This is a genomic window from Streptomyces sp. NPDC003379, from assembly GCF_053589195.1.
Genome location: NZ_JBSFRK010000028.1, coordinates 65272 through 82693, shown reverse-complemented (window position 1 = coordinate 82693; position 17422 = coordinate 65272). Strand labels below are relative to the sequence as shown.

Annotated in this window: 18 protein-coding genes; 7 read left to right on the top strand and 11 right to left on the bottom strand. The window is 68.0% G+C overall.

Annotation, left to right across the window (positions count from 1 at the left end; all coding sequences use genetic code 11):
- Genes ACWDVB_RS25935 through ACWDVB_RS25915 form a run of 5 tightly spaced genes read right to left on the bottom strand, consistent with a single transcriptional unit; the run spans window position 1 to window position 5631 of the window.
- Window positions 1-1041, bottom strand: coding sequence for an ABC transporter ATP-binding protein (locus ACWDVB_RS25935; RefSeq protein WP_451512611.1), 1041 nt, complete (start codon window positions 1039-1041; stop codon window positions 1-3).
- Window positions 1028-2056, bottom strand: a complete 1029-nt coding sequence (locus ACWDVB_RS25930; RefSeq protein WP_451512610.1) for an ABC transporter ATP-binding protein — start codon at window positions 2054-2056, stop codon at window positions 1028-1030. The genes ACWDVB_RS25935 and ACWDVB_RS25930 overlap by 14 nt, the downstream gene beginning before the upstream one ends.
- A 6-nt stretch (window positions 2057-2062) precedes the next feature.
- Window positions 2063-3058: an ABC transporter permease gene (locus tag ACWDVB_RS25925; RefSeq protein ID WP_451512609.1), complete on the bottom strand. Its 996-nt coding sequence runs from the start codon at window positions 3056-3058 to the stop codon at window positions 2063-2065.
- Entirely contained in the window at window positions 3051-3974 is a 924-nt protein-coding gene (locus ACWDVB_RS25920; protein ID WP_451512608.1) for an ABC transporter permease, read from the bottom strand. The genes ACWDVB_RS25925 and ACWDVB_RS25920 overlap by 8 nt, the downstream gene beginning before the upstream one ends.
- Before the next feature lie 16 nt (window positions 3975-3990).
- Window positions 3991-5631 (bottom strand): peptide ABC transporter substrate-binding protein, encoded by a 1641-nt coding sequence (locus tag ACWDVB_RS25915; protein WP_451512607.1) that lies wholly within the window; start codon window positions 5629-5631, stop codon window positions 3991-3993.
- Between the two features lie 417 nt (window positions 5632-6048).
- Here ACWDVB_RS25915 and ACWDVB_RS25910 point away from each other — a divergent pair, with 417 nt between their 5' ends.
- The 5 genes from ACWDVB_RS25910 (at window position 6049) to ACWDVB_RS25890 (ending at window position 12217) form a co-directional block, all read left to right on the top strand.
- Window positions 6049-7074: an ABC transporter permease gene (locus tag ACWDVB_RS25910; RefSeq protein ID WP_451512606.1), complete on the top strand. Its 1026-nt coding sequence runs from the start codon at window positions 6049-6051 to the stop codon at window positions 7072-7074.
- 86 nt (window positions 7075-7160) lie between these two features.
- On the top strand, window positions 7161-8945 hold the full coding sequence (locus ACWDVB_RS25905; protein ID WP_451512605.1) for an ABC transporter substrate-binding protein: 1785 nt from the start codon (window positions 7161-7163) through the stop codon (window positions 8943-8945).
- Window positions 8946-9036: 91 nt separating this feature from the next.
- Entirely contained in the window at window positions 9037-10017 is a 981-nt protein-coding gene (locus ACWDVB_RS25900; protein ID WP_451512604.1) for an ABC transporter permease, read from the top strand.
- A 20-nt stretch (window positions 10018-10037) separates the two neighbouring features.
- Window positions 10038-11150, top strand: a complete 1113-nt coding sequence (locus tag ACWDVB_RS25895) for an ABC transporter ATP-binding protein (RefSeq protein ID WP_451512603.1) — start codon at window positions 10038-10040, stop codon at window positions 11148-11150.
- A gap of 26 nt (window positions 11151-11176) precedes the next feature.
- Window positions 11177-12217 (top strand): ABC transporter ATP-binding protein, encoded by a 1041-nt coding sequence (locus ACWDVB_RS25890; RefSeq protein ID WP_451512602.1) that lies wholly within the window; start codon window positions 11177-11179, stop codon window positions 12215-12217.
- 645 nt (window positions 12218-12862) lie between these two features.
- Here ACWDVB_RS25890 and ACWDVB_RS25885 read toward each other — a convergent pair.
- The 4 genes from ACWDVB_RS25885 to ACWDVB_RS25870 are packed head-to-tail and all read right to left on the bottom strand — an operon-like array spanning window position 12863 to window position 14660.
- Window positions 12863-13381 carry a GNAT family N-acetyltransferase gene (locus tag ACWDVB_RS25885; RefSeq protein WP_451512601.1) on the bottom strand — a complete coding sequence of 173 codons (519 nt, stop codon included), beginning with the start codon at window positions 13379-13381 and terminating at the stop codon, window positions 12863-12865.
- Window positions 13374-13574 (bottom strand): DUF397 domain-containing protein, encoded by a 201-nt coding sequence (locus tag ACWDVB_RS25880; protein ID WP_451512600.1) that lies wholly within the window; start codon window positions 13572-13574, stop codon window positions 13374-13376. The genes ACWDVB_RS25885 and ACWDVB_RS25880 overlap by 8 nt, the downstream gene beginning before the upstream one ends.
- Complete coding sequence (locus tag ACWDVB_RS25875) at window positions 13571-13768, bottom strand: DUF397 domain-containing protein (protein WP_451512599.1); 198 nt, start codon at window positions 13766-13768, stop codon at window positions 13571-13573. Before ACWDVB_RS25875 ends, ACWDVB_RS25880 begins: the two co-directional genes overlap by 4 nt.
- A 10-nt stretch (window positions 13769-13778) precedes the next feature.
- Window positions 13779-14660, bottom strand: a complete 882-nt coding sequence (locus tag ACWDVB_RS25870; RefSeq protein WP_451512598.1) for a helix-turn-helix domain-containing protein — start codon at window positions 14658-14660, stop codon at window positions 13779-13781.
- Window positions 14661-14889: 229 nt separating this feature from the next.
- On the opposite strand from ACWDVB_RS25870, the gene ACWDVB_RS25865 reads away from it, so the two are divergent.
- Together ACWDVB_RS25865 and ACWDVB_RS25860 are read left to right on the top strand one after the other, a co-directional pair.
- Window positions 14890-15321 carry an ATP-binding protein gene (locus ACWDVB_RS25865; protein ID WP_451512597.1) on the top strand — a complete coding sequence of 144 codons (432 nt, stop codon included), beginning with the start codon at window positions 14890-14892 and terminating at the stop codon, window positions 15319-15321.
- 89 nt (window positions 15322-15410) lie between these two features.
- Window positions 15411-15698: a hypothetical protein gene (locus tag ACWDVB_RS25860; RefSeq protein ID WP_451512596.1), complete on the top strand. Its 288-nt coding sequence runs from the start codon at window positions 15411-15413 to the stop codon at window positions 15696-15698.
- A 441-nt stretch (window positions 15699-16139) separates the two neighbouring features.
- On the opposite strand, the gene ACWDVB_RS25855 is transcribed toward ACWDVB_RS25860, so the two are convergent.
- Complete coding sequence (locus tag ACWDVB_RS25855) at window positions 16140-16835, bottom strand: hypothetical protein (protein ID WP_451512595.1); 696 nt, start codon at window positions 16833-16835, stop codon at window positions 16140-16142.
- Window positions 16828-17388, bottom strand: a complete 561-nt coding sequence (locus ACWDVB_RS25850) for a SigE family RNA polymerase sigma factor (RefSeq protein WP_451512594.1) — start codon at window positions 17386-17388, stop codon at window positions 16828-16830. The genes ACWDVB_RS25855 and ACWDVB_RS25850 overlap by 8 nt, the downstream gene beginning before the upstream one ends.
- Between the last annotated feature and the right edge of the window lie 34 nt (window positions 17389-17422).

Below are 17422 nucleotides of genomic sequence, written 5' to 3'. Positions count from 1 at the left end.
CTACGGCACGACCTGCTTCTCCTCGGCGAAGTGGCAGGCCGAGTCGTGCGCCGCGGGCCCGCCCTCGTACCGGAACTCCGCGGGCACCGCCAGCGCCGGCACCTCCAGGGCGCACCGCTCCCGCGCCTTCCAGCAGCGCGTACGGAAGCGGCAGCCCGACGGCGGGTTGGCGGGCGAGGGCACGTCACCGCTGAGGATGATCCGCTCCCGGTGCTCGCGCGCCTCGGGGTCGGGGACCGGCACGGCGGAGAGCAGTGCCTGCGTGTAGGGGTGCGTCGGATGCTCGTAGATCTCCTCGTCGGAGCCGGTCTCGACGATCCGGCCGAGGTACATGACGCCGACCCGGTCCGAGATGTGCCGCACGATCGACAGGTCGTGGGCGATGAAGACGTAACTCAGGTCGAACTCGTCCTGCAACTGGTCCAGGAGGTTGATGACCTGCGCCTGGACGGAGACGTCGAGCGCGGACACCGGCTCGTCGGCGACGATGACCTCGGGTCTGAGCGCGAGGCCGCGCGCGATGCCGATGCGCTGGCGCTGGCCGCCGGAGAACTGGTGCGGATAGCGGTTGATGTACTCGGGGTTGAGCCCGACCACGTCGAGGAGCTCCTGCACCCGCCGGCGCCGCGAGCCTTTCGGAGCGACCTCGGGATGGATCTCGTAGGGCTCTCCGATGATGTCGCCGACGGTCATCCGCGGGTTCAGCGAGGTGTAGGGGTCCTGGAAGACCATCTGGATGTTGCGGCGGACCGCCTTCAGGGCCCGGCCGGAGAGCTTGGTGATGTCCTCGCCCTTGTAGCGGATCTCGCCCGCGGTGGGCCGCTCCAGGTTGACCAGCATCTTGGCGACCGTCGACTTGCCGCAGCCCGACTCGCCCACGATGCCGAGGGTCTCGCCCTGGACGAGGTCGAAGTCGACGCCGTCCACGGCCTTGACCGCGCCGACCTGCTTGCGGAAGAGGACGCCCTGGGTCAGCGGGTAGTGCTTGACGAGGCCGCGTACCTGGAGGATCGGTTCGTGCCCGGGTTCACCGTGCGGCATCGATCGTCTCCTTCCAGAAGTGGCAGGCGCTCCTGCGCTCGGCGGCCAGCCCTTCGTACGTGACGCGCGCGAGCGGTGGGTCCTCGGTGACGCAGACGTCCTGGGCCAGGGGGCAGCGGGGGTGGAAGGGGCAGCCGGGTGGGATGTGCATGAGGTTCGGCGGCAGGCCCTTGATCGCGTAGAGGGCCTGGCCCTTCTGGTCCAGGCGCGGGATGGATTCGAGCAGACCGCGGGTGTACGGGTGTGCGGGCGCCCGGTAGAGCTCGTGGACGGGGGCCTTCTCGACGATGCGGCCCGCGTACATGACGGCGATGGTGTCGGCCACGTCCGCGACGACTCCGAGGTCGTGGGTGATGAGGATCAGGCCCATGTTCAGCTCGCGCTGGAGCTCCGCGAGGAGGTCCATGACCTGCGCCTGGACGGTGACGTCGAGGGCGGTGGTCGGCTCGTCCGCGATGATGAGGGAGGGCTCCAGGGCCATCGCCATGGCGATCATGATGCGCTGGCGCATGCCGCCGCTGAACTGGTGCGGGTACTGGCCGACGCGTTCCCTGGCGGCCGGGATGCGCACCCGGTCCATCAACTCGATGGCCCGGGCCTTCGCGTCCTTCCGCGACATGCCCCGGTGGACGACGTACATTTCGCCGAGCTGTTCGCCGACGCTCAGCACCGGGTTCAGGGACGACAGCGCGTCCTGGAAGACCATCGCCATGCCGGCGCCGCGGACCTTGCGCCGCTCGTCCTCCTTGAGCTTCAGGAGGTCCCTGTCCTGGAAGAGGATCTCGCCCGCCGTGATCCTGCCGGGCGGTGTGTCGAGGATGCCCATGATGGCCTGGGCGGTCACGGACTTGCCCGAGCCGGACTCGCCGAGCACGGCGAGCGTCTCGCCCGCGCTGACGGCGTAGTCGACGCCGTTGACGGCCTTGGCGAGGCCGTCCCTCGTCCGGAACTCCACGTGCAGGCCGCGCACTTCGAGCAGGGGGACCGTGGGTGCCGTGGGTGCCGTGGATGCCATGGGCGCCTACCTCAGCTTCGGGTCGAGGGCGTCGCGCACCGCGTCGCCGAGCATGATGAACGCGAGCACGGTGACCGCCAGCGCGCCGGCCGGCCAGAGCAGCATGTGCGGGGCGTTGCGGATGTACAGGGAGGCGGCCGAGATGTCGATGCCCCAGCTGACGGTCGGTGGCTTCAGCCCGACGCCGAGGTAGGAGAGCGTGGCTTCGAGGGCGATGAACGTACCCAGCGCGATGGTCGCGACGACGATCACGGGGGCGACGGCGTTCGGCGTGATGTGGCGCAGGAGCATCCGGGAGTTGGAGGCGCCGAGCGCGCGCGCCGCCTGGACGTAGTCGTTCTGCTTGGCGGTGATGACGGAGCCGCGCGCGATGCGGGAGATCTGCGGCCAGCCGAGCAGCACCATGAAGCCGACCACGGGCCAGACGGTGGAGCTGGTGACCACGGAGAGGAGCACCAGGCCGCCGAGGACGACGGGGATGGCGAAGAACACGTCGGTGATGCGCGAGAGGACCGCGTCCCACGCCCCGCCGAAGAACCCGGCGAGACCGCCGAGGACGCTGCCGAGGAGGGCGACGCCGAGGGTGGCGCACACGCCGACGGTGACGGAGACGCGGGTGCCGTGGACGACGCGGGTGTAGACGTCGCAGCCCTGCTCGTTGAAGCCGAACGGGTGACCGGGCGTGGAGCTCTTCTGAGCGTTGGCGAGATCGCAGGCCAGTGGGTTGCCGGTGGCGATGAGCGAGGGCCACAGCGAGATGACGACGAGGAAGAGGATGATCAGGCCCGAGACGATGAAGACGGGGTTGCGCCGCAGGTCCCGCCAGGCATCGGACCACAGGCTGCGGGCGGGGGCGGAGGGGCCGGTGCCGTCGGGTCCGCCGGGGCCGTTCTCCGGCTTCCCCGGCTTGTTCAGCGAGGTCGCCTCGCTCGCGGCGAGGTCCATCGCGCCGCCCGCACCGGTCGCCGCGATCGCGCGCTCCGGCTGATGGGGTTCAGGCATAGCGGATCCTCGGGTCGAGTACGGCGTACAGGAGGTCGACGATGAGGTTGGCCAGCAGGAAGACCAGGACGAGGACGGTCACGAAGCCGACGACGGTCTGGGTGCTCTGGCGCAGGATGCCCTGGTAGAGCTGGAAGCCGACGCCGTGGATGTTGAAGATCCGCTCGGTGACGATCGCGCCGCCCATCAGCGCGCCGACGTCCGTGCCGATGAAGGTGATCACGGGGATGAGGGAGTTCCGCAGCAGGTGCCGGGTGATGACGCGGCGCCGGGGCAGGCCCTTGGCGATGGCGGTGCGGACGTAGTCGGCGCGCCGGTTCTCGGCGATGGAGGTGCGGGTCAGACGGGTCACGTAGGCCAGGGAGACCGAGGCGAGGACGAGCCCGGGGATCAGGAGTTCGTCGAAGGGCGCCTCGCTGGAGACGGACGGTTTCATGACGCCCCACTTGACGCCGAGCAGCAGTTGCAGCACGAGGCCGGTCACGAAGGTGGGGACGGAGATCACGACGAGCGTGAGGATCAGTACGCCGGTGTCGATCGGGCGCCCGCGCCGCAGTCCGGTGAGCACGCCCAGCGAGATCCCGATGACGATCTCGAAGACGATGGCGACGAGGGTCAGACGGATGGTGACCGGGAAGGCGGCCGACATCAGCTCGGTGACCTTCTGGCCGTTGAAGGCGGTGCCGAAGTCACCGGTGAAGACGTTGCCCATGTACGTCAGGTACTGCTGCCACACCGGCTTATCGAGGCCGAACTCCTTCTTCAGCCGGGTGGCCGTGGCGGGGTCGCACTGGCGGTCGCCGCAGAGGCCCGCGACGGGGTCGCCCATCACGTTCACCATCAGGAAGATCAGCAGCGTGGCGCCGACGAAGACCGGGATCATCTGCAGCAGACGCCGGATCACGTAACGTCCCATGGCCGCCTCCGGCGTCTCAGTCGACCTTGATCTGGTCGTACACCGGCACGCTGAACTGGTTGAGCGAGACGTCGGAGACCTTGTCGGAGTAGCCCGCGCTGCCGTTCTGGTACCAGAGCGGGATGGCCGGCATCTGCTTCGCGAGGATCTTCTCGGCGTCCCGGAACTTGGCGACGGCCTTGGCGTTGTCGGTCTCCGCGTTGGCCTCACCGACGAGCCTGTCGAACTCCTTGTCGGAGAACTTGCCGTCGTTGGACGAGGCGTCGGTGAAGTAGTTCGGTTCCAGGAAGTTCTGGATCAGCGGGTAGTCCATCTGCCAGCCCGCGCGCCAGGCCCCGTCGAGTTCCTGCCGGGAGGCCTTGCTGCGGAAGTCCGCGAAGGTGCCGACGGGGTTGCCGACGCAGGCCTTGTCCTTCTCCAGCGCCTTGTTGATGGAGTTGCAGACGGCGTCGACCCACTCCTTGTGGGAGCCGGTGTCCGCGTTGTACGTGACCTTCAGCTGCCCGCCGGGGATGCCGCCGCCTTCCTCGACCAGCTTTCTGGCCTTGGCGGCGTCGTACTCGCAGGCGTCGCCGCAGAGTCCGGCCTGGTAGCCGCCGTCCTCGCCGAGCACCGGGGAGGTCCAGTCGGTGGCGGGGGTCCGCGTCTTCTGGAAGATCTTCTCGGTGATCTGCTCGCGGTTGATCGCCATGGACAGGCCCCGACGGACCTTCTCCATGCCGGGCTTGTTCCACTTGCTGTCGTAGAAGGGGAAGGCGAGGGTCTGGATGATGCCCGCGGGGGTGTTGATGTACCGGTCGCCGAGGTCGCTCTTGGCGTTCCTGAGCTGCGCTGCGGGCACGTCGTCGACGAGGTCGAGGTTGCCCGCCATCAGGTTGGTGTAGGCGGTGTTGTTGTCGGTGTAGACCATCATGTCCACACCGCCGTTGCGTGCCTTGTCCTCGCCCGGGTACGCGTCCCACTTCCGCAGGGACATCTTCGAGCCCTTGGTGTACGAGTCCACGGTGTACGGCCCGTTGCCGACGGGCTTGGAGATCCAGGCGTCGTGGTCGTCGTAGAACGCCTTGGGCAGCGGCGCGTAGGCGGGGTAGCCGAGGGTGTCGGGCCAGGTGGAGAACTTCTGGGTGAGCTTGACGGTGAACGTCCTGTCGTCGACGACCTTCAGCCCGGTCAGCGTCTTGGCGCTCGGGTCACCCTTCTCCGGGTGGACCTTGTCGTAGCCCTCGATGTAGCCGAAGAAGTAGGCGTTCTTCTGGTTGTTCTTGAGGTTCGCGCCGTAGTTCCAGGCGTCCACGAAGGACTTGGCGGTGATCTTCTCGCCGTTGCTGAACGTCCAGCCGTCCTTGATCCTGACCGTGAAGTTCTGCGCGTCCTTGGTCTCGATGGACTCGGCGATCATGTCTTTGGCCTCGCCGGTCTTCGGGTCGTACCGCTTGAGACCCCGGAAGATCATGTCGAGGATCTTGCCGCCCTGGACCTCGTTGGTGTTCGCCGGTTCGAGCGGGTTCTGCGGGTCGCCCCACGAGGAGCTCACGATGCCGGAGCCGTCGCCGCCACCACCGCCACCGCCGTCGCCTCCCCCGCCGCCGCAGGCGGTGGCCGCGAGGGCGACGGTCACCGCGCATGCGGCCCACTTGGCGTGCGTGGCTCCACGCATGGAGTCCTCCTCTTCCGGGCTTTCACCGTGATCCGACTCGCTTACCGCCAAATATCGCCTCAGGCGGTATGAACCGCACATTTACCCCACCCGTATGAGTCCAGGCCCACCCGGAGTCCACTCCGAGTCGACTCCGAGCCCATCCGGACGTACGCATTTCGAGACAGCTGCGCCCGAATATCGGACACATTGCCTGGCTTGCCCAAAATAGCCTCGCCTTGTCCATCACGCTTGATTACGCCAAGGCAATGTCATGTCCTTTATTGCGCAAAGCCTTGACCAAGAACCCCAAGAGACCATCAAGGCGACCGAACATTCATTGACCGCGTGGGAAACGCCTTGCGAAAGTCGCGCCTAGCCCGTAGGTGCCTGCTTGTCCTGCGGAAACCTGATGTCCCCCTCCGGGCCTGGAGCGCCATGACCTCGCCAACTCCCGCCGCCGCCGCCACGCTTGAAGTGACGGACAAAACCGACGGCATCCCCTCCTCGCCCAAGAACCGGGGCGGCGAGGGCCGTTCGCCGGGTCGGCTTGCCTGGACCCGGTTCAAGAGGGACAAGTCGGGCGTGATCGCCGCGTGCGTCGTGCTCTTCTTCTTCGTCATCTCGCTCTGCGCGCCGCTGATTTCGAAGGTGTACGGGAAGGATCCGTACACGACGTACGGGGTGAACGACCCGAGCCTGTTCAACGAGTTCAGCTATCCGATCAAGCCAAACGGCGGCATCGACAGCGAGTTCTGGTTCGGCATCGAGCCGCAACTCGGCCGTGACGTGCTGACCTTCCTGCTGTACGGCATGCGCAACTCGCTGCTGATCGCCGCGGCGACCACGCTCCTCGTGACGCTCATCGGCATCGCCGTCGGCATCACGGCCGGATACCTCGGCGGCAAGACCGACTACTTCATCGGCCGGGTCATCGACATCCTCCTGGCCTTCCCCTCGACGCTCTTCTTCATCGCCTTCTGGCCCGTGATGATCTCCGTGGTCGTCGCCCCGGAGGACAGGACGCCGACCTGGCTGACGGTCACCAGCCTGATCGCGGTGATGACCGCCTTCGGCTGGGCCTCCATCGCCCGGCTGCTCCGCGGTGAGGTGCTGGCCCTGCGCGAGCGGGAGTTCGTGGAGGCCGCGAAGGTGACCGGTGCCTCGCCGGCCAGGATCATCTTCAAGGAACTGCTTCCCAACCTGTGGACGCCGATCCTCATCCAGGCCACGCTCGCCCTGCCGATGTTCGTCACCGCGGAGGCCGGTCTCGCCTTCCTGGGCGTGGGCCTTCAGGAGCCCACTCCGGACTGGGGCGTGATGATCCAGCGCGCCTCCGAGGTGTACGAGCAGGACATCACGTACATGGCCTTCCCCGGCATCGCGATGGTGATCTTCGTCGTCGCCTTCAACCTCCTCGGCGACTCGGTGCGCGACGCGCTGGACCCGAAGACCAAACGCTGACACTCCCCGGGCCGGGCACCTGCGACGGGGCAGTGCCGGGCCGTTCCCTCCGCTCCTCTTCTTCGACAATCAGGGTTGGTAGCCACATGTCTCTCTCCCGCAGAAACTTCGTCGTCGCGACCTCGGTCGCGGCGGGCGGATCGATGGTCCTTTCCGCGTGCAGCAGCGGCGGCTCCGGAGGCGGCAACGGAGGAAAGCACGGTGGCGCCACCGAGTACACGGGCGCCCACGTCAAGATCGGCACCGCGGACGACTCGAAGGGCCCGGCCCCCGAGGTCGCGGGCGCGCAGAAGGGCGGCACGATCTACGGCGTCGCCGAGGACGACGTGTCGCACATGGACCCGCAGCGCATCTACTTCGCGTACAACTCCTCGGTCGCCATGCTGTTCGCGCGCGCCCTCACCGGCTACTACATCGACCCCAAGGGCGGCATGACCCTCGTCGGCGACCTCGCCACCGACGCGGGCAAGGCCTCCGACGGCAACAAGACCTGGACCTTCACGCTGAAGGACGGCCTGAAGTGGCAGGACGGCAGCGAGCTGACCGTCGAGGACGTCCGCCACGGCTTCGAGCGCTCCTGGGCCTCCTTCGTCACCGAGGGTGCCTCGTACGTCCAGATGGCGCTGACCGGCAAGGGCGCCAAGTGGCGCGAGGGCTACAAGGGCCCGTACGGCGGTGACCACCTGGACTCGATCGTCATCGACAAGGCGAAGAAGACGATCACCTTCAAGCTGAAGGAAGCCCGCCCGGACTTCAACTTCACCCTGGCGATGACCTCGTACTCCCCGGTGCCCGTGAAGCACGACACCAAGGAGAAGTACGACAAGACGCCCTTCTCCTGTGGCCCGTACATCGTCAAGCACCGCTCCATCGACAAGTCGCTGACGCTGACGCGCAACAAGCACTGGGACCCGAAGACCGACCCGATCCGCAACGCCTACCCTGACAGCTTCGAATTCGAGTTCGGGCCGACGGGCCTTGACTCCTGCGACCGCTTCATCGCGGACCAGGGCAAGGACCAGCAGATGATCGCCATCTACGAGCCGATCCCGGCCGAGCGCATGCAGAAGGTGCTCACCACCCCGGCCGTCAAGAAGCGGTCCTTCAACGGCCTGTCCTCCGGCACGTACTACTACGCCATCAACACCAAGCGCATCACCGACGTCGAGGTGCGCAAGGCGCTCAACATCGCCTGGCCGCTGGAGCAGATCCGCCGGATCTACGGCGGCGAGTCCGCGGGTGACCTGGCGACGACCATCCTGAGCCCCGACATCATCGGCCGCGAGAAGTACGACGTCTTCGGCAAGCTGAAGAAGCCGCAGGGCGACCCCGAGCGCGCCAAGGCCCTCCTGAAGAAGGCCGGCAAGCTCGGACAGAAGATCGTCTACGCCTTCCCGCAGCGCCCCACGTACGACAAGACCAAGGTCGTCATCGAGAACGCGCTCAAGGCCGCCGGCTTCGACCCGGTCATCAAGCCGCTCAACTCGACGGACTACTACGACCAGGCCCAGCGCATCGACAACAAGTTCGACGTCATGTGGTTCGGCTGGTCCCCGGACTGGCCGACCGCCTACACCCTCATCCAGCCGCTCTTCGACGGTGAGGCCATCGGCGACGGCCAGAACAACATCTCGCAGACCGACGTCGACTGGATCAACGAGGCGATCAAGAAGAACGCGGTCATCTCGGACCAGAAGGAGGCCGGCAAGGCCTGGGCCGAGCTGGACAAGCGGATCATGGAAGAGGTCGTGCCGATCATCCCGGAGACCTACCAGCGCCGCTTCTACCTGCACGGCTCCAAGGTCGGCGGCGCCCAGCACGACCCGCAGTTCGCCGCGACGCTGATCTACAAGACGTACGTCAAGGCCTGACGACCGGCCCTCGTGGCGGGGCGGAACTCCCTGAGGGAGGTCCGCCCCGCCCCCTCCTCACCCACGGCATCCGTCAGGAAAACCAACTGCCATGCTCCGCTTCCTCCTTCGCCGCATCGTCGGTGGCGCGGTGATCCTGCTGATCATCAGCGTTCTCGTCTTCATCCTCTTCTACGCCGCCCCGCGCGACCCCGCACGGCTCGCCTGCGGCAAGGTCTGCTCCCCCGAGACGCTGGACCTGGTGCGGCACAACCTGGGGATCGCCGATTCGCTGCCGGTGCAGTACTGGCACTGGTTCCAGGGCCTGTTCGTCGGCCGTGACTACGCCTCGTTCGGCAACTGCCCCTCGCCGTGCCTCGGTTACTCCTTCCGCAACCGCGAGCCGGTCCTCGGCACGATCCTGGACCGCTTCCCGACCACCGTCTCGCTCTCGCTGGGCGCGGCCTTCGTCTTCGTCATCTTCGGTGTCGGCACCGGCATGCTGGCCGCCGTCAAGCAGGGCAAGATGCTCGACAAGATCGCCTCGTCCGCCTCGCTGATCGCGTCGTCGCTGCAGATCTACGTCGTCGGCGTCTTCGCCGTGTACCTCTTCACCTACCAGCTCCAGTGGCTGAACCGGCCGCAGTACACACCCTTCAGCGAGGATCCGGGCGCCTGGTTCTCCGGCCTGATGATCCCCTGGATGGTCCTCTCGCTGATCTTCACGGCGAACTACACCCGTATGACCCGCTCCCAGCTGGTCGAGACCCTCAGCGAGGACTACGTCCGCACGGCACGCGCCAAGGGCCTCTCCGCCCGCTCGGTCTTCTTCCGCTTCGCCTGGCGGGGCGCGATGGGCCCGATCGTCACGATCTTCGGCCTCGACCTGGGTGTACTCCTGGGCGGCGCGATCATCACCGAGAAGACGTTCGCGCTGCACGGCATCGGCGACCTGTCGGTCAGGGCGGTCAACACCAGCGACCTGCCGATGCTGCTCGGCGTCGTCCTCGTCGCCGCCACGGCGATCGTCGTCTTCAACATCATCGTCGACGCGGTCTACGCCCTCATCGACCCGCGCGTACGCCTCGCCTAGGGCTCAGGAAGAGAGATCTGATGAGCAGCACCCCCTTCCTGTCCGTACGCGATCTGCGCGTCCACTTCTCCACCGAGGACGGCATGGTCAAGGCCGTGGACGGCCTCGACTTCGACCTGGAGAAGGGCAAGACCCTCGGCATCGTCGGCGAGTCCGGCTCCGGCAAGTCCGTCACCAACCTCGCCATCCTCGGCCTGCACCACAAGGACAGCACGGCGATCGACGGCGAGGTCCTGCTCGACGGGCAGGAGCTTCTCACCGCCACCGAGCGGGAGCTGGAGAAGCTCCGCGGCAACAAGATGGCGATGATCTTCCAGGACGCGCTCGCCTCCCTGTCGCCGTACCACACCATCGGCCGGCAGATCGGTGAGACGTACCGCAAGCACACCGGGGCCTCCAAGAAGGAGGCGCGGGCGCGGTCGATCGAGATGCTGACGAAGGTCGGCATTCCCCAGCCGGACTTGCGCGTGGACGACTACCCGCACCAGTTCTCCGGCGGCATGCGCCAGCGCGCGATGATCGCGATGTCGCTGGTCTGCAATCCGGCGCTGCTGATCGCGGACGAGCCGACGACGGCGCTCGACGTGACGGTCCAGGCCCAGATCATGGACCTCCTGAAGGACCTCCAGCAGGAGTTCGGCACGTCGATCATCTTCATCACCCACGACCTAGGCGTGATCGCCGACATCGCGGACGACGTGCTGGTGATGTACGGCGGCCGGTGCGTGGAGCGCGGCACGAAGAAGGAGGTGCTGCGCGCCCCGCAGCACCCCTACACCTGGGGCCTGCTGGGCTCGATGCCGTCCCTGGACGGCCCGGTGGACGTACCGCTCTCCCCCATCCCCGGGACTCCGCCCAGCCTCCTCAACCCGCCCTCCGGGTGCCGCTTCCACCCGCGGTGCGCGTTCACCGAGCAGGTCGGCGGCGGGCGCTGCTCGGGCGAGCAGCCGCTCCTCGAACTGACCGGGGGACGGGGCGCCGCCTGCCACCTCGGCGCCGAGCAGCGGTCGGAATTCTTCGCGAACTTCGCGGGGGTCGCGGACGCCGCCGCTGACTTGGCGGGCACCGCAGATGCCGCGGACGCCGCGGACTTGGCGGGCGACACCGGGCGCGGCGCGCGCGCCGCCGACTGACGTACAAGAGACGGGACTTCACGACAATGAGCAGCACCACTCCCACTCCTCTCCTGGATGTCAGCGGGCTGACCAAACACTTCCCGGTCATGGGCGGGTTCCCGTTCAAGCGGAAGATCGGCGCCGTGCAGGCGGTGGACGGCCTGGACTTCACCGTCGCCGAGGGCGAGAGCCTCGGCCTGGTCGGCGAGTCCGGCTGCGGCAAGTCGACGACGGGCCGCCTGATCACGCGCCTCCTGGAGCCGAGTGACGGGAAGATCTCCTACCGCGGGAAGGACATCACACACGCCTCCCGCAAGCAGCTGGCGCCGGTCCGCTCGGAGATCCAGATGATCTTCCAGGACCCGTACGCGTCGCTGAACCCGCGCCAGACGGTCGGCAAGATCATCTCCGGCCCGATGGAGGTCAACGGCATCACCCCGGCGGGCGGCAGGGAAGCCCGCGTCCGCGAGCTCCTCGAAACGGTCGGCCTCAACCCGGAGCACTACAACCGCTTCCCGCACGAGTTCTCGGGCGGCCAGCGCCAGCGCATCGGGGTGGCGCGGGCACTGGCCCTGGAGCCGAAACTGATCGTGGCGGACGAACCGGTCTCGGCGCTCGACGTCTCGATCCAGGCACAGGTGGTGAACCTGCTGCAGAAGCTCCAGAAGGAGCTGAACATCGCGTTCCTGTTCATCGCCCACGACCTGGCGGTGGTCCGGCACTTCTCGCAGCGGGTCGCCGTCATGTACCTGGGCCGGATCGTGGAGATCGCGGACCGCGAGGACCTGTACGGGAACCCTCGCCACCCGTACACGAAGGCGCTCCTCTCGGCCGTCCCCGAGGCGACGGCGGACGACGTGCCGCGCCGCGAGCGCATCCTGCTCACGGGTGACGTGCCGTCCCCCGTCAACCCGCCCTCCGGCTGCCGCTTCCGCACGCGCTGCTGGAAGGCGACGGACAAGTGCGCGACGGACGACCCGCCGCTGGTCCGGATCGACGGCAACCGCGAGGGCCACCTGACGGCATGCCACTACCCCGAGGACTCGACCCAACTGTCGGTCCCGGCAGCCCGCAAGTCCCTCTGACCCGCCCGCCGCCCCCTCACTCCCAGGCAGGTCCCCGTCCCCCCTCCGACGCCGGACCCCGCACCCGGAACCGGCCCGCCCTCCCCCTTGACCCGAGCGGGGCGCGGCCGGTTCCGCGGCGGCCGGGCGGCGGGGGACGCCTGGAGCATCACGCGGTGACGAGCGCACACGCACATCCCACCGCCGGTACGCCCGGCGCGGTCCGACTCCCCCACTCGGTGGGCCCCGCCACGCCCTGCTCTTCGACGCGCTCGACGCCGACGCGCAGTGGCCTTCGGGCGCGGTACGACCGCGGTCACCGCCCATGTGAGCTCTGGGCAAGTCCGCCCTCACTACGCTGAAGGCATGGAGTACGCCAAGATGCGCGCGATCGCCGAGGAGCTCACGACGTATGCCGAGCACCTCGAAGGAGGCTGGAAGGTCGAGATCGGCGCATCCGGACCGTTCCTCGTCATGATGAGCCCACGAGTATCCGGCCATGGGCATCGGCCACTACCTGATCGTCGATCCGCGGACCGGCACGATCGAGGTGCACTCCGAGCCGTGCGAGCCGTGCGCGGGCCGATACCGGAGCAGGGAGCCGTACATTTTTGGAGACGTGGTGCCGTTCGGCCCCTGGACGGTGGAGACCGCCGACTTCCGGCGTTACGGAGAGCTGGCGTCCGAGGCCAGCCGTGCGTGCAGCTCTACGTCGTAGCGGATCCCGTCGTACACGAGCTTCTGACGCTGTACGCACTCCGGCGCGAAGCCGGCTGCGTGAGCCACGCGGCACGAGGCGGGGTTGTTGGTGCGGTGGCCCAATTCGAGTCGGAACAGCCCCAGTTCGCCGAACGCCCAACGCGCCACGGCCCCGCACCCGTACGCCGCCACGCCCCCGCCCCGCGCGTCCGGCGCCGTCCAGTACGACACCCAGCCGGTGCCGTGGGTTCGGTTCACCGCGCCGACCGAGGCGTTGCCCAGGGCCGTGCCGTTCTCGTCCTCCACGGCGAAGGCGTACGCCGATCCGACGGTCCGCTCGGCCGTGCGGCGGGCGATCCAACGGGCCGCGTCCTCCGCGTCGCCGACGGGCTCGTCCGCCTGCCGCGCCATCTCCGGCGAGGAGAAGGCCGCCAGTACGGTGGCCGCGTCCTCTTCCCTCCAGGGGCGCAGGGCCAGGTCACGCACGGAGGCCGGGGCTTCCGTCCGCCTTGAGGGCGCGAAGGAGTCCGTACAGGGCGCCGGAAGCCACCGTGGCGATCTCGTCGGGGCGGTCGCTCTCGCGGACATGTATGTGACCGGTGGGGCCGCTCGCCAACTCGACGCATTCGCCCTCGCCACCCGTGCTGAATGAGGACTTCTGCCATCTGTGTTGCCTCACGTGACGCCCCCTATACGGCCTCGCTTGATGGCGCCGAAAAGTTCCGCCAAGGCATCGCGCGACGTGGTGGTGACCTCGGCGGGACGGTCGCTCTCACGGAGGTGGATTCGGTTGGCGGGGCCGGGCGCCAGTTCGACGCATTCGCCTGAGCCACCAGTGCTGAACGAGGACTTCTGCCAATTGAGCTGGGGCATCTGGCTCCTTCTACAGGCTGTACATCACGTGCTGGATCAAGCTCAGCGAGTCTTGCGACTCATGGGACTCAGGCGTGGCTTCCGGATCTACGGGGGCCAGCGCAAGCGAGCTGAGCTGTTCAAACATTCTTGCGTACTCGTCCGTGCGGTCTCCATCCCCCAGGAAAACGGAGCTCAACGGGTGTTCCAGGTACACCGTGTCGAGCTCCCCCGTCGCACCACCGAAGTGGATGAACGGCCGACTGAACGCTGCGTAGACACCAGCCTCAAACGGGAAGATCTGCACCGTGACGTTCGGTAGCCGGGCAGCCTCGATCAGGCGGAGCAGTTGCTTGCGCATGGTCTTGGCTCCGCCCACTCGTACTCGCAGCGTCGATTCGTGGATCACTGCGTGATAGCCGCCGACGGATCCGTTCCTCAGGATCCTCTGCCGCTCGAGCCGGAACTTCACGTAGCGGTCCACCGGCGCCGACTCCCCCTCAAGCGAAGAGATCACCGCATGCGCATAGTCAGCGGTCTGCAACATCCCCGGGATGAAGAGGGGTTCATGTATGCGGATGCGATGGGACCGCGACTCCAGTTCTGCTAGGTCGATACCGGAAGGGGCGACAACGTCGCGGTACTCATCCCACCAGCCCTTTCCCAGCTCCCCTGCCATCTCCATCAGCCCGTCGAAGAGTGGACCCAGAGGGCAGCCGTACTCTCGCAACAGCTTGTACAGGCGGTTACGCGAGACATCGATCCGCCCGGCTTCGATGTTACTGATCCGGGCGCGGTCGGCATCAAGGATCACCGCCGCCTGATCTCCCGACAGCCCGGCCTGGTTGCGCAGTTTGCGCAGCTCAGCTCCCAGCCGTCGCTGCCGTTCGCTGGGATGACTCCGTGGCGCCATGCACTCCTCCTCACAGTTGCGGGCAGTCTGCCGACCTTGCTCCGCACCGTCCACCAACCGAAGCGCAAGTCACCCACGCGAGTGGCTTCAGGGAGAAATGGTTGCCCGATCGGAAAACCTTTTCCTACGGTTGTGGCAACACGACAACGCGGCGCTTCGACCGAAAGCCCCGCGCCCACAACGGGGTTGACGGACTCGGTCACCGGAGTGCACTCCTAAGGAGCCCCCCATGGACGACCCACCTTCCTCCACCGACGTAACCCTCGCCTTCCCACCCGACCCCGTCTGGGTCCGCACCGCACGGGAGACCGTTCGTACCCTCCTCGCCTCTGCGGGGCGTACCGAACTGTCGGAGACCGCCGTTCTGTTGACCTCAGAGGCCGTCACGAACGCCATCAACGCCTGCGCCGCCAAGGCCTGTACCGCCCCGGTGAGCCTCTTCGCAGGGTGGGCGGAGCCGGGCGGGCCCGGCAGTGGCCGGCTCCGGGTCCTCATCCACGACGAGGCTCCTGGGCTGCCCGTCTGCCGGACGCCCGCCGAGGACGACGAGTCCGGCCGCGGCATGCGGCTCATCTCGTACGGCGCCGACGCCTGGGGCATCTGCGGGCACGGGCCCGGCCGGGGCAAGGCCACCTGGTTCGAGCTGGGGGCACCCGGGTGAGTTGTCCACAGGCCCGGCCGTGCCCGAGGGCCCGCCGCTACGCTGAGGAACAGAGGCCACATCGGCGTACCGAACCGAGGAGCCAGGACATGAGCACCACCGAGCCGTGGAACATCGCGCGTATCGCCGAGGCCATTCCCGCTCCGGCCACCCGGATGCGGTTCCTGTCCGAGGTGAAGCTGGCGCCGATAGACGATCTCCCCTCCGTCACGGCCAAGTGGCAGAAGGTGGCCGAGGAGCTCACCGCTGGTTACGAGCGAGCCGTCGAAGTCCGCGACCACGTGGAGCGGCACGGCGATCTGCCTCCCGAGTTCGTCCGCGTATCCGCCGCCGAACTCGGGGAAGCCGCCGACCTCGACTCGAAGGGCGCTGCGTGATCGAGCTGGCCGCCGCCTTGGTCGATGCTCAGTCGGCCCCCTGGCGTCCACCCATCCGTACGGGCACGACGACGGCGTCATCCGAGTCCTGGAGACCAGCAGCACCCTCGTGGTGCTCCTCATCTGCCATACAAGGATGAGAGTGGCACCGATCCAGATCACCTTCGTCGGCTAGCCCGCGGGCCGACCCGGCAGCATCAGACACAGGCACGACGAACGGCCGCGCCCCGGAAGGGACGCGGCCATCGAAGTACCGAAGGCTTAGGCCGGTGTCGTCCAGTACGAGACCTAACCGGTGGCCACGGCAAGGGAGTCGACGGGCCTGTCGGCCTGCCGGTTCATCTCCGGCGTGGAGAAGGTCGGCGGCGCTGGGAGCGGAGACCGGATCATGGCTCTGGCTTCTCTTCCTGTCGGGCCCAAGGGCCCCATAGGCCCCATAGGCTAGGAGGACGGCCCCTCCGTCGTCGACTCCTCGGCCTCCACCTCCACCACGGAGACCCACTTCCCCCAGCGCTCGACCTCCACCCTGAGCCAGGAGGACGACTTGGTCGTGCCGGACCAGTAGCCGTCCGCCCCCTCGCCGTGCCGCTTGAGACCGCACTCCGTCATCGCCTCGTCGAGGAGGGCGGCCTCGCGCCGCGCGACGGTCCCGCTCTCGTACGACGTGACGCGGTGCCTCGCCGTGGCCCCCTTGTCGCTGTAGTACTCCGTGCCGTACTGGGTCTGATCGGGCGCCGAGCGTGCGGCGTACGACTGCGGGCAGCTGTCGCTCTCCCCGACCCTCGGCAGCGGGTGGTTCTCCATGGTCTCCTCCTCGTCGCCCGTCCACCGCCACTTCCCGTGGTCCGGCATCCGCTCGGGAGGCAGCAGGCGCACCATGCCGTCCACCAGGAAGGGGTTCTCCGTGGACGTGGACGTAGACGTGGGCGTGGCCGCGGGGCGTACGTCCGAGCCCTTCTCACCACCCCCGGGCAGCGCCGCCACGGCCAGCGCCCCTCCGGTGACCGCCACCGCCGCGGCCACCAGCGCGGCCCGTCGCCGTACCGTCCGCCTGCGGCCCCGCGCCCGCAGTTCCGCGCCGCTCGGCATCCGTACGGTGACCTCGTCCAGCAGTTCCTCGACCTTGACCTCAGCCATGGCTGGCCGCCCCCTCGGCAGTGCGTGCGGATGTGGGCGCGGATGTGGGCGCGGATGTGGGCGCGGATGTGTCGGACAGCCGCTCCCCCAGGACCTTCCTGGCCCGGCTCAGCCGGGTGCGGACCGCGCCGTTGGTGGAGCCCGTCTCGCGGGCGACCTGCTCCACCGGGAGATCCAGGAGGTGGTGCAGGACCACTGCCCGGCGCTGCTGCGACGGCAGTTGGTGCAGCGCCTCGACCAGCGCCACCCGGTCGGCCGAGAGTTCCGGTACGTCGGCCGCCACCCCGTGACGCACCTGCGCCCGCAGCCTGTTCCGCGTCCGGCGCCACGTGCTGATGGCCAGCCGCGAGGCCACCGTCCGCACCCATGGCAGCGGATCCCCTTCCCCGGTCAGCCGCTCCCACCGCTGCCAGGCCCGTACGTACGCCTCCTGCACCGCGTCCTCCGCCTCCGCCAGGTCCCCGGTCATGGCATAGACCGTGGCGATCAGGCGCTTGGCCGTCGCGGCGTAGAACGCGTCGAACTCGGCGGAGCCTTCCGACCGCGTCGCCATCGTGTTTCCCCCGTCTGCCTTCTTCCACGTGCGC

Excerpts from the sequence above, each read along its gene's own strand:
- ACWDVB_RS25935 (WP_451512611.1), bottom strand. The coding sequence starts at position 1,041 with ATGCCGCACGGTGAACCCGGGCACGAACCGATCCTCCAGGTACGCGGC.
- ACWDVB_RS25930 (WP_451512610.1), bottom strand. The coding sequence starts at position 2,056 with ATGGCATCCACGGCACCCACGGCACCCACGGTCCCCCTGCTCGAAGTG.
- ACWDVB_RS25925 (WP_451512609.1), bottom strand. The coding sequence starts at position 3,058 with ATGCCTGAACCCCATCAGCCGGAGCGCGCGATCGCGGCGACCGGTGCG.
- ACWDVB_RS25920 (WP_451512608.1), bottom strand. The coding sequence starts at position 3,974 with ATGGGACGTTACGTGATCCGGCGTCTGCTGCAGATGATCCCGGTCTTC.
- ACWDVB_RS25915 (WP_451512607.1), bottom strand. The coding sequence starts at position 5,631 with ATGCGTGGAGCCACGCACGCCAAGTGGGCCGCATGCGCGGTGACCGTC.
- ACWDVB_RS25910 (WP_451512606.1), top strand. The coding sequence starts at position 6,049 with ATGACCTCGCCAACTCCCGCCGCCGCCGCCACGCTTGAAGTGACGGAC.
- ACWDVB_RS25905 (WP_451512605.1), top strand. The coding sequence starts at position 7,161 with ATGTCTCTCTCCCGCAGAAACTTCGTCGTCGCGACCTCGGTCGCGGCG.
- ACWDVB_RS25900 (WP_451512604.1), top strand. The coding sequence starts at position 9,037 with ATGCTCCGCTTCCTCCTTCGCCGCATCGTCGGTGGCGCGGTGATCCTG.
- ACWDVB_RS25895 (WP_451512603.1), top strand. The coding sequence starts at position 10,038 with ATGAGCAGCACCCCCTTCCTGTCCGTACGCGATCTGCGCGTCCACTTC.
- ACWDVB_RS25890 (WP_451512602.1), top strand. The coding sequence starts at position 11,177 with ATGAGCAGCACCACTCCCACTCCTCTCCTGGATGTCAGCGGGCTGACC.
- ACWDVB_RS25875 (WP_451512599.1), bottom strand. The coding sequence starts at position 13,768 with ATGCCCCAGCTCAATTGGCAGAAGTCCTCGTTCAGCACTGGTGGCTCA.
- ACWDVB_RS25870 (WP_451512598.1), bottom strand. The coding sequence starts at position 14,660 with ATGGCGCCACGGAGTCATCCCAGCGAACGGCAGCGACGGCTGGGAGCT.
- ACWDVB_RS25865 (WP_451512597.1), top strand. The coding sequence starts at position 14,890 with ATGGACGACCCACCTTCCTCCACCGACGTAACCCTCGCCTTCCCACCC.
- ACWDVB_RS25860 (WP_451512596.1), top strand. The coding sequence starts at position 15,411 with ATGAGCACCACCGAGCCGTGGAACATCGCGCGTATCGCCGAGGCCATT.
- ACWDVB_RS25855 (WP_451512595.1), bottom strand. The coding sequence starts at position 16,835 with ATGGCTGAGGTCAAGGTCGAGGAACTGCTGGACGAGGTCACCGTACGG.
- ACWDVB_RS25850 (WP_451512594.1), bottom strand. The coding sequence starts at position 17,388 with ATGGCGACGCGGTCGGAAGGCTCCGCCGAGTTCGACGCGTTCTACGCC.